Below are 9,284 nucleotides of genomic sequence, written 5' to 3'. Positions count from 1 at the left end.
GTAGCCGCCCTCAACGCGGCAGATCCGGGCGAATGTTCGCTCAGACCTATTCCGCGAGCGTGCGTCACCGTGCCAGGCGAGGCTTCTCTTCGCGTAGACATGGCACTCCACCCGGTGAGAGCAAGCAGACCGCCCGCGCCGATGACCGTCAAGACCAGTACTCGGGACTTGCGAATGGTGGGCCCGCAGGCTGTTGCAGGACCTGTCCCCAGCAAGCCCGGTCCCGCCTTGTCGGGCGAGCCGGAAATCAACCAAGAAGCCGAGATTGCGGGCCGCAATCACGGGTCGGGCCCAAGACCGACGTGGACAGGTCATTCTCCGTGCCGATGGCGAAGGCTGCGAGGAGCACGAGCAATCCGCCCGCCAACGTAGCCTCTGCCCACTTCATTCACCGAGTGGCCCCGCGCTCCCGGTTGCGCGAGTGACGCACTCATCCCGGCAGATCCGCACGCTCATCACGGCCTGCACCGCTACGTAGATTGGGCCCGTTGATCTTCATAACACCCGCGGGCCGGCTTCAGCATCTCTCAGCGTTGGCGATGTCGGATCGGCTCGCATCCGATGTTCTGGGCAATGTCGTTGCCTCAGCCTGTGACTTCGGTGCAGTTCCTCATCTTCGGTGCAGCGGTCTTGCGCACCGCGGCACCTCGCACAAGCTACGCCCCTCGCAACGTCTCGTAGGTCGCGTAGTCGAGGGGAGCTGAGGAGCCTAGGCTAAAGTGGGCGGGAGGTGTGCGGTGTTCGAACAGGGCCAGGTTGACCCCTGCGCCTACGGCTGACGGAGCCAGGACGCCGTGGAACTCGAGGAACCAGGTGGCGTGTCCGACTGCCTGGCATGGTGGCCAATCCCCCTCGAGGTCAGCTTGGTCGAGTCCGAGCGTGTCCTGTGTGTCGGGGTTGGTGAGGTCGAGGACCTCTAGGTCGATGAGGTCGATGGTGTGCAGGACCCGAGGAATCGACAGGAAATCCTCGACGCTCAGGTGCTGCCTATTCGCGAGCTGCTCGAGTTCGCGCATGCACGCCTCGACCGGTTGGCCGAGGTAGACGGTCGGAAAGAGGTCTGTCGGGTTGTAGCGGCCACCGCCTCGACGCGCACCTTCGCCCGAAAGGGGATCGCGGCTTGCGGTGGTGTGCCGGTAGGTCCGTCCGGACCATGTGGTCGTTCCGATCGTTGCGATCGCCTCGACGAGGTCCTCGTTGAGGGTGGCCGTCAAGCGAACACTCCATCCGCTATCGCCTCGATGAGGTCTAGGACCTCTTTGTACCTGCCTTCGTGGATGAGTGTTGCTGGCTTCTCGTGGTTCAGTGATTGGTGTGGTGTGAAGAGCCATAGGTTCGCGTGGTCGCGTGGAAGGACCTCGCCGAGCGCATTGGCGACGTACGACAGCTCGAGCAGCCGTTCCTTGTTAAGTCTTTGTGGGACCACCTCGCCGGCGGCCCAGCGGGCGACCGAACGGCCGGATGCGTCGACGATCAACCCGACCTCGTCATCTGTGAGCCCAAGAGTGTCCATGGCTCCGGATACCTTCTCCGCGAGCGCACCTGCTCCGACACGCCCCATATGCGTCGTCCTTACTTTGTCGTAGTTGTGTCGCTAGTATGTCACCAACGTCAAGTCCCTCCGAGAGGCGCACCGATGAGTCTCCAGTTCCGATTGGGCTTCAACGACCAGAAGGTTGTTGAGGACTTCCTGTCCCGCGGCCCGGCCGCAACCACGGCGATCGTGCTCGACCCGAAGGCTGGGGCTCGGCAGCGCCCGGCGGTAGAGGCGGCCGCCGCCGGTGGGGTCGATGTGTTCTGGGACCCGGGGACCGAGCTGCTGTCCTACGAGGGGTACGGGCTGGAAAAGTTCCCGATGTGGAGCGGAGCGCCGTACGACCTCCCACAGCTCGCAACCTCGCTCCCGGCCCGCGCCGAGCTGGTCGACCGCACCATCGCCACGCATCCCGAAGGCGTCACGCGCGTGACCGCTCCACACTTCTTCGTCAACTCACCCCGGAGCGCGGCTCTCAACATCGACCTCGCGGAGGCCACGGTCAGCCAGGCCGACCGGCCCGTGCGAGCCGTACTGGCGATCAAGAATTCTTACGCGAAGTCAGCTGCAGGCGACTTGGCCGCCTGGTACCGCGCATCTGGCGTGCGGCAGATCGAGCTACAACTCTCGCCCTTCGGGAGTGAGGACGAGAGCCTGCGAAAGATCGTCGATGGCTTCGCCGTCGCGCAGGCATTCACCGACGCCGGCCTCCACGTCACCTTGGGACATTCCGGGAACCTCGGCCAGGTGGCCGTCGCCCTGGGACACGCATCGGCCTATTCGGTGGGGGTGGGGATGCTCGAGCGCAACAACCACGCACTCCAGGTCAACCGCCGCAGCAAGCCCCCGAAGGAGCGCACCGACGAAGACACCGGCGGTGGCCCGCAGGCCGGCGTCTACCTCCCCGCGCTGGCGTACACCGCTACCCCCAGCACCGCCCTGAAGCTGATGCAGCACTCCGACCTCCGTGTCAGGATCGGGTGTCGAGTTGGTCGATGCGGGACCAACGTGCGCGGCCCGTTGCTCGACCCGCGCGAGCACTACCTCCACAGCCGCGACACTGAGATGGCGCGCATGATGGAGCAGCCCGCGGGATGGCGTTCGACAGCAGAGCTGGAGCGCCTCCGTCGAGCGCTGATCCTGCGAAACCGCATCAACCGTGACTACGTCGCCGAGGGTGACCCGCCCCTCAAGACTCGGACCCTCGATGGTCTGATCGAAGACATCGAGCGGGTGCAGGCCGCCTCCTAAGTTTGATGCCCAGCCGGGTTGGGCATCACCGCCCGCCATGCTGCTCACCGAGCCGCGCCGCAGCATCGGTGCTGCCTTGGGTGCCAGTCACCGCCGACGAGAAGCACGTCATCACGTTTCCCGTCGCCTGGTGCCGGGCACCCCGGGCTCGACGACCTCGCTGGCGTCGTCCCGTCGGCGCACCTTTCAACGGATACGCCCGTGAGGGCCTGACAGGACGAGTTGACAGGTAGATTCAGGAAATGGCGCGCATCGTCCGGCCTCTCAGGGGCCGCCTCCAAGTCACACTGCCGTTCCGACCCGGGAGCGGGAATTACGACCTTCTTCACGACATCTGCGGGCAGCAGACGAAGCCGGAGTACAATCGAGAGCGCCGATACTTCGAGGTGGCTCCTGCGCACCTGCGGACGCTGATTGAGCAGCTGCCGGCCGAACTCGGGCGTCCGGTGGAGGTCGTGCTCCACGGCGCCAGTCAGACCCGGTGCGTCGTCGAGTGCTGGCGCGATGCCTCACCGGACACCATCTGGACGTGCGTCTGCTCGTGCGCCGGCAAGTTCCATGGCACGAAGATTCAGCCCTCAACGCAGATCGACGACCGCCTGTCGGTCGACACCGAGTACACGACCGAGACCTATACCGCATGGCCCGACGGGCGGGTGACCTCGAGCCCCTGACGATCGCGTCGTGCTTGTCCAGCGCCGCCGTGGGCATGAGACTTCGGACATGGGCCGTCTCGGGTACGACGCCGCCTTCCTCGGCACGGCGATCGCGCCGCCCGCAACAGCAGCCACCCCCACCGCAGAACGCAACCCGGCACGAGTTCCGCCCGGCGCGCCGTGGTGGGTGAGGGTGCTCGGGGTGATGGACAGACGACGGGCGAGCTCTCCCATCCTGGTTCAGCGGGTAGGCGACGGCGGCCCGCGCCCCAGGTGCGTGCGCTCATCGCGGCAGATCCGGGCGAGCGTAGCCGCCCTCAATGCGGCAGATCCGGGCGAGCGTAGCCGCCCTCAATGCGGCAGATCCGGGCGAGCGTAGCCGCCCTCAATGCGGCAGATGCGGATGTTTCGGGGCACGGATCCTTAGGTGTGTCGCCGTCGTCCCAATCGCATGGACCGACGACATACTGGGCGAGTGAGGTCTGCCCTGCTCTGCGTCGTCATGGTCTTGATGGCGGGCTGTTCGGTCGCTAGTTCCGAATGCCCAACCGGAGCAGCCGATTGCGAAGCCCAGATCCGCATGGTGGACGTCATCTACACCTCGTACGGAACGACTACTCGTGAAGGCAGCCGCCACCTACGGGCTGACCAGGCTGAATGTCACGACACTGGCTGTAACGCCGTGGGTTCTGTCTTCCCTGACGTCCCCACCCAGGTGCGTACATGGACGTTCAAGGGCTACTCGCCAGACGAGGTGCTCGGCGTGCGGTTCGGCAACGACGGGTTCGGAGTCTTCATCGCCGACACACTGGAACCTGCTACGCGGAGACGCATCTACGCGGACTTGTCCGGCGCGAAGTCCTAAGGCACTCAACTCGGCATGAGCGGACGAGCTCATCGCGGCAGATCCGGATAGGCGCCAGGTGGACGTCCTCATGCATCTCGCTACCATCCCTTCGTGACCAGTGGCTCGAAATCATCGCCAGGACCATGGGACTACCTCGTCGGCGGTGTGGCGTTCGCTCTCGGGTCTGGGGTGCTCGCCGCGATGGGCTACGGGCTGGCGGCCTACCTCGTCGGCGTCCTAGCTGCTGTCGGGGTGCTCATCGGTTCCATCGCTCAAGGTCTAAGGGTTGGCTGGAATGCTCACTGCAACGATCACCGGCAAGCACCAAGCACGCAGCGGCATGGGCATCCCTGACGAGTAGAGAATGAGCAGTGCGATCGGTTCGTCAGCTACCTCGAGCCTCGGTCGCTGTTGTTGTAGGTCCGCACATCGGCAGATCCGCGCCTATCGCGGCTACTAGGAAACTTCCCTCAGGATCGGTGTCTGGCCAGACTCGATCCAGGTGATCGGCGGGACGCTCTCAATCGCGGCTGCCCACCCGGGTTCCGGGTGTGGCTCACATCTGGACTGCGACCCGTCGACCACCGTGACGAGGAGTGGCTCCAGAGGGGTCTGCCCAGCTCGTAGTAGCAATGCCCACCTCGTCGACTCTGTTGGTTCCAGGCGAGGACGAGGTGAGCAGATGAGCAACATGAAGAAGGGCGTGATCATCGGGGTCGATCCCCACAAGATGTCGGTGACTATCGAGGTTGTCGACACCCACGAGAACCTCCTCGGTAGTGGTCGGTTCGACACCAACCAGGCCGGTTACGCCGCGATGCAGCGTTATGTGAAGCAGTGGCCCGACCGCGTGTGGGCGGTCGAGGGAGCCAACGGTGCCGGCCGTCCACTGGCCCAACGACTTGTCGCCGCCGGCGAACAAGTCGTCGATGTCCCGGCCAAGCTGGCTGCTCGGGTGCGGCTCTTCGACACCGGCCACAACCGCAAGACCGACGCGCTGGACGCCCACTCCATCGCGGTCGTCGCGGTCCGCACCGAAGGGTTGCGGGTGGTGGTCGAGGACGGCGAGCTCGAGGCCCTGCGGATGCTCACCGACCGCCGCGACGAGCTCGCCCACCAGCGCGTCCAGACGGTCAACCGGCTGCAGCGTCTGCTCAGTGAACTGCTGCCTGGCCAGCGCAAACGCGACCTGTCCGCCACCCAGGCCAAGGCCATGCTCGCGACCGTGCGCCCGCGTGACATCGCCGGGAAGACCCGTCGTCGGATGGCGGCCGAGGAGATCGCCGACCTGGTCGCGGTCGACGCGAAGCTGAAGAAGATCAAGGCCGAGCTGAAGGCTGCGGTCGCCACCCGCGGGTCGGGGCTGATGGACATCTACGGCGTCGGCCCAGCCGGAGCTGCCCGGGTGCTGGCTGATGTCGGTGACGTGGCCCGGTTCGCCGACCGCAACCGGTTCGCGTCCTGGACCGGGACCGCGCCCCTGGACGTCTCGTCCGGTGAGCAGACCCGGCACCGCTTGTCACGTGCGGGGAACCGGCGGATGAACCACGTCCTGCACGTCGCGGCGATCGTGCAGATCCGTCACGACACCGAAGGACGCGCCTACTACCGTCGCAAGCTCGCCGCCGGCAAGACACCGATGGAAGCGCTGAGATGTCTGAAGCGGCGCCTGTCCGACGTCGTGTATCGCCAGCTCGTCGCCGACAGCAACGCAGCCATCACGGGGCTGGACGCGGGTCCGGGAGGGCACTGCGGGGCGGCTCTTCAATCCAGCGCGGCCGACTCGCACCCGCTCATCGACACTTCGGATCAGCCACTTCCCGGACCCGCGAAGCCGACGCTACGCCGACCATCCATCCGCCGGAAGACCCTCATTCCAAGCGCTCCTTGACACAGAGGGGTGCCAGATCCGGGCAAGCGTTGCCGCCCTCAACGCGGCATGTGCGGACGTTATGCCCTGCTTGGCAACCTCTGATGAGTCACGTTGGACACCTATTCAGAACGTGCTCTGTCAGCGTTCATCCGTAAGTCCCGCCAGTCCGTCAAAGCGAGGCTGGCCATGTGAACCATGGTCTCCAGATCGCCGCCCGAAGTCACGAACAGATCATCCACGACCTGGCTCGGAAGTTCTCCGTCGCCGTAGCAGTCATGCCAGGCGAGATCGACGATTGCGAGCAGGTCCAGCGCGGCAGGGGACTGCGATCCGAATGTCTCTGCGCACCGCGTGGCGCGCGCCGACCGTCTCTGTTCCTTGGGGCTGGGTGGCGCATCATCATCCCCCAACCACCGTGCCAGGCCCTCTAGGTCGATGTCGGTCTCGCCGGAGTCGTCGGTCACTGTTGAGATGCTGCCACCAAAGCCGCTTGGCGGACCGCTCATCGGCAGATCCGGTAAGTCGGACACGCCCCGACACGCGCGGTTCGCCGTAGCTTCATGTGTCGCGATCACCCCTCGGGGCTCAGACACAGGGCGGCCCGGACCCGAACGGAAGCTACGACTAGAAGCCAGCGGCGGTGCGCCGAGGCTTGGCTCCCTCCTCGCGCCAGAGCGGGCTTCGCGTCTCCGCCCGTCCCACACTTCACCAAGGACGGGCGCTACCAGGGAGGGCGACTATTGGTGCCATAGCTGTGGACAGTCGAGTCCATGGGCGACCAATCACAGCGGCAAGCCTCAACAGGATGGAGTCCGCAGCTCCTGGACTCCCTCGTGCAAGCGCCGAACCTGGCGACGGCGGCGACGTACGTCGCGGGCCGTGCCATCCCAGTCTTTCCGTGCGTCCCTCGTGGCAAGCGGCCCCTCACCGCCCACGGCTTCCATGACGCCAGCATCGACAGCGACATCGTCAGGTCATGGTGGCGGCGATGGCCTGACGCCAACATCGGCGTCCCGACCGGTTCGGCCAGCGGCGTCGACGTGGTCGACGTGGACGTCCACGGCACCCGGTCCGGGTTTGGTGCGTTCGAGCGTGCGCGACGGGCTGGACTCGTCGAGGGATGGGCGTGGCTGGTCCGCACTCCGTCCGGCGGTCTCCACGCCTACTTCCTTCGCACCACCGCCACTGACCAGAGGTCGTGGCAAGTGCCGAATCAGCACATCGACTTCCGCGGCGACGGCGGCTACATCATCATCCCGCCCTCCTGCGCGCGCACCGACGAAGGCGTCGACCGCCACTACCAGCAGATCGCGGTCGCCGAGCACCACCGGCCCACCCCGGTCGACGCCTCGGGGCTACGGCGGCTCCTTGACCCACCCAGGTCAATGCGCCCGTCCACGGCCCCGCCCTCGATCGGCAGAGCCCCCGACAAGCTGGCGGCGTGGGTTGCCTCGCGTCCTGAAGGCGCTCGCAACGGTGGGCTGTTCTGGGCAGCGTGCCGGATGGCTGAGGACGGACACGACCTCGGCAGCACGACGTCGCTGCTCGGTGATGCGGCTCATGCTGCAGGGCTGCCCGAGCCCGAGGTACTGGCCACCATTCGATCTGCTTTCCGAATCGTCTCGCGAGTAGCGCCGGCGCCGCCATCGCGCCCTTCGAGAGCGGTCGAGGGGGTGGGACTGTGAACACCCCCGCGCCCTACCAACGCAGTCTCGATCGCGCGCCTCCTGAGCCCATGCCGATGGCCGTACCCGCGCCCCGACCGAACTCGTTTGCGCTCCACGGCGACCCCTCACTCCCCCAGCCGGTCCAACCATCTGCGGAGCCCGTCCGGCCGACGATCACGTGGGTCCGTCCCAGCGAGGTCTCCACGCTGATCGGGGCTCGATGGGCAGGCCGCGGCATCGGTCTTCAGAGCGAACTGACTCGACGCGCTCGACGCGCCCCCGCGGCTGCCGCAACCAAGACAGCCAGACGCCTGACCCATCCCGCCCAAGGCCGATCGCTGCCCTCCGCACCGACGACCACCTCTCCGGAAGGACTCGGACTGTGAACAACCCGATCTACGCCACCGCAGAAGGGCTTCGACTCCTGCTGCTGGACCTCGCCTATGCCGGCCCTGGTGCCTGGGAGACCGACCCCGACGCCGCTGAGCTGATGGCGTACGCCATGGACAAGTACGGCGCGCTCGCTCACAAGTACGGGCTGGAACCCACAGACGCCGCGACGTGCGCCTTCGAGATCATGAACGCCCGGGCGACCCGGCTGGCCGAGGATCCGTGGGCAGTGATCACGCACGCGGTCCACCTGAGCCTCGTCTATGAGTCGCGGGCCCGAGGGATGCTCTGCTCAACCCAGCAGGCGCGCCAGAGCTCCGGCTCCAACTACCACGATGCCGAGCGGTTCAGTGAGCGCGACGACGACCTTGCGAGATACCACCCGGCCTTCCAGATCGAGGACGACCTCAGCGCCATCGACGATCCGAGGCAGGAGTCCATCGAGGACGAGCCGACGAACGCCTACTTCGCCCTCGACCAGGCGATCCAGTTCTTCGTCGAGCTCGGGTGGTCCCGCCGCACTGCACGGCTCGGGTTGGAGTACATCGCCGCCCGCCTGATCCGCACCGGCACCCGGCTGAGCGCCTTCGAGTCGCTGCGGCGTGACGGCAATGGACCCGCGCTCCTGGACGTCGATCACAAGGCCTGGCTTGCGGTCCTGCGCGGTGTGCTCGGAAACCAGCATCGCGACCGCTCTCACACCAGCGAGGGGCGCGGGATCCTGCTGCGTCTGATGTCCGGTGAGGGTCTCGATGAGCTGTTCGAGGACGGGGCACTCGCGCGCCTCATTGAGCGCGCGGCGCCCGAGTACACGTCAGCGAGCACGAGCGGTGTCTGACAAGGGGTTCGTCGAGCTCGAACGACAGATCGACTCGATCGTCGTCGGTGAGCGTCACCGTCGGCATCCCGGTGACCTGACCAAGCTGACGGAATCGCTCACCCGCGTCGGCCTTCTTCAACCGGTCACCATCACCCCGGACGGCTATCTCATCTGTGGCTACCGTCGCTTGGCGGCCGCCAAGGAGCTCGGCTGGCAGACCCTGCGCGTCTGGGTGCGCTCGGGCAT

General features: G+C 66.3%; 10 protein-coding genes. 7 read left to right on the top strand and 3 right to left on the bottom strand.

The features are described 5' to 3' along the window. Positions 1-656: 656 nt before the first annotated feature. Together K2U94_RS20385 and K2U94_RS20380 are read right to left on the bottom strand one after the other, a co-directional pair. A complete protein-coding gene (locus K2U94_RS20385; RefSeq protein WP_243069115.1) occupies positions 657-1,214 on the bottom strand; it encodes an RES domain-containing protein in 558 nt (185 codons plus the stop codon). Then, positions 1,211-1,561 carry an antitoxin Xre/MbcA/ParS toxin-binding domain-containing protein gene (locus K2U94_RS20380; protein ID WP_243069114.1) on the bottom strand — a complete coding sequence of 117 codons (351 nt, stop codon included), beginning with the start codon at positions 1,559-1,561 and terminating at the stop codon, positions 1,211-1,213. The genes K2U94_RS20385 and K2U94_RS20380 overlap by 4 nt, the downstream gene beginning before the upstream one ends. A gap of 75 nt (positions 1,562-1,636) precedes the next feature. Here K2U94_RS20380 and K2U94_RS20375 point away from each other — a divergent pair, with 75 nt between their 5' ends. From K2U94_RS20375 to K2U94_RS20365, 4 genes are all read left to right on the top strand, one after another. Continuing rightward, complete coding sequence (locus tag K2U94_RS20375; protein ID WP_243069113.1) at positions 1,637-2,785, top strand: hypothetical protein; 1,149 nt, start codon at positions 1,637-1,639, stop codon at positions 2,783-2,785. A gap of 242 nt (positions 2,786-3,027) precedes the next feature. After that, a complete protein-coding gene (locus K2U94_RS20370; protein ID WP_243069112.1) occupies positions 3,028-3,459 on the top strand; it encodes a hypothetical protein in 432 nt (143 codons plus the stop codon). 433 nt (positions 3,460-3,892) lie between these two features. Then, positions 3,893-4,306, top strand: coding sequence for a DUF6281 family protein (locus tag K2U94_RS20875; RefSeq protein ID WP_425332566.1), 414 nt, complete (start codon positions 3,893-3,895; stop codon positions 4,304-4,306). A 664-nt stretch (positions 4,307-4,970) separates the two neighbouring features. After that, entirely contained in the window at positions 4,971-6,179 is a 1,209-nt protein-coding gene (locus tag K2U94_RS20365) for an IS110 family RNA-guided transposase (RefSeq protein WP_243069111.1), read from the top strand. 101 nt (positions 6,180-6,280) lie between these two features. On the opposite strand, the gene K2U94_RS20360 is transcribed toward K2U94_RS20365, so the two are convergent. Then, positions 6,281-6,667, bottom strand: coding sequence for a hypothetical protein (locus tag K2U94_RS20360; protein ID WP_243069110.1), 387 nt, complete (start codon positions 6,665-6,667; stop codon positions 6,281-6,283). A gap of 327 nt (positions 6,668-6,994) precedes the next feature. On the opposite strand from K2U94_RS20360, the gene K2U94_RS20355 reads away from it, so the two are divergent. The 3 genes from K2U94_RS20355 to K2U94_RS20345 form a co-directional block, all read left to right on the top strand. Then, complete coding sequence (locus K2U94_RS20355; protein WP_243069109.1) at positions 6,995-7,846, top strand: bifunctional DNA primase/polymerase; 852 nt, start codon at positions 6,995-6,997, stop codon at positions 7,844-7,846. Between the two features lie 364 nt (positions 7,847-8,210). Further along, complete coding sequence (locus tag K2U94_RS20350; protein WP_243069108.1) at positions 8,211-9,056, top strand: hypothetical protein; 846 nt, start codon at positions 8,211-8,213, stop codon at positions 9,054-9,056. After that, a partial coding sequence (locus tag K2U94_RS20345; RefSeq protein WP_243069107.1) for a ParB N-terminal domain-containing protein occupies positions 9,049-9,284 on the top strand: 236 nt, incomplete at its 3' end. The genes K2U94_RS20350 and K2U94_RS20345, both read left to right, overlap by 8 nt.

The sequence above is a fragment of the Candidatus Rhodoblastus alkanivorans genome (assembly GCF_022760755.1).
Taxonomy (GTDB): Bacteria; Pseudomonadota; Alphaproteobacteria; order Rhizobiales; family Beijerinckiaceae; genus Rhodoblastus; species Rhodoblastus alkanivorans.
This window is presented reverse-complemented; position numbering and strand designations above follow the sequence as displayed.

Excerpts from the sequence above, each read along its gene's own strand:
- K2U94_RS20380 (WP_243069114.1), bottom strand. The coding sequence starts at position 1,561 with ATGGGGCGTGTCGGAGCAGGTGCGCTCGCGGAGAAGGTATCCGGAGCC.
- K2U94_RS20875 (WP_425332566.1), top strand. The coding sequence starts at position 3,893 with ATGGACCGACGACATACTGGGCGAGTGAGGTCTGCCCTGCTCTGCGTC.
- K2U94_RS20360 (WP_243069110.1), bottom strand. The coding sequence starts at position 6,667 with ATGAGCGGTCCGCCAAGCGGCTTTGGTGGCAGCATCTCAACAGTGACC.
- K2U94_RS20370 (WP_243069112.1), top strand. The coding sequence starts at position 3,028 with ATGGCGCGCATCGTCCGGCCTCTCAGGGGCCGCCTCCAAGTCACACTG.
- K2U94_RS20365 (WP_243069111.1), top strand. The coding sequence starts at position 4,971 with ATGAGCAACATGAAGAAGGGCGTGATCATCGGGGTCGATCCCCACAAG.
- K2U94_RS20375 (WP_243069113.1), top strand. The coding sequence starts at position 1,637 with ATGAGTCTCCAGTTCCGATTGGGCTTCAACGACCAGAAGGTTGTTGAG.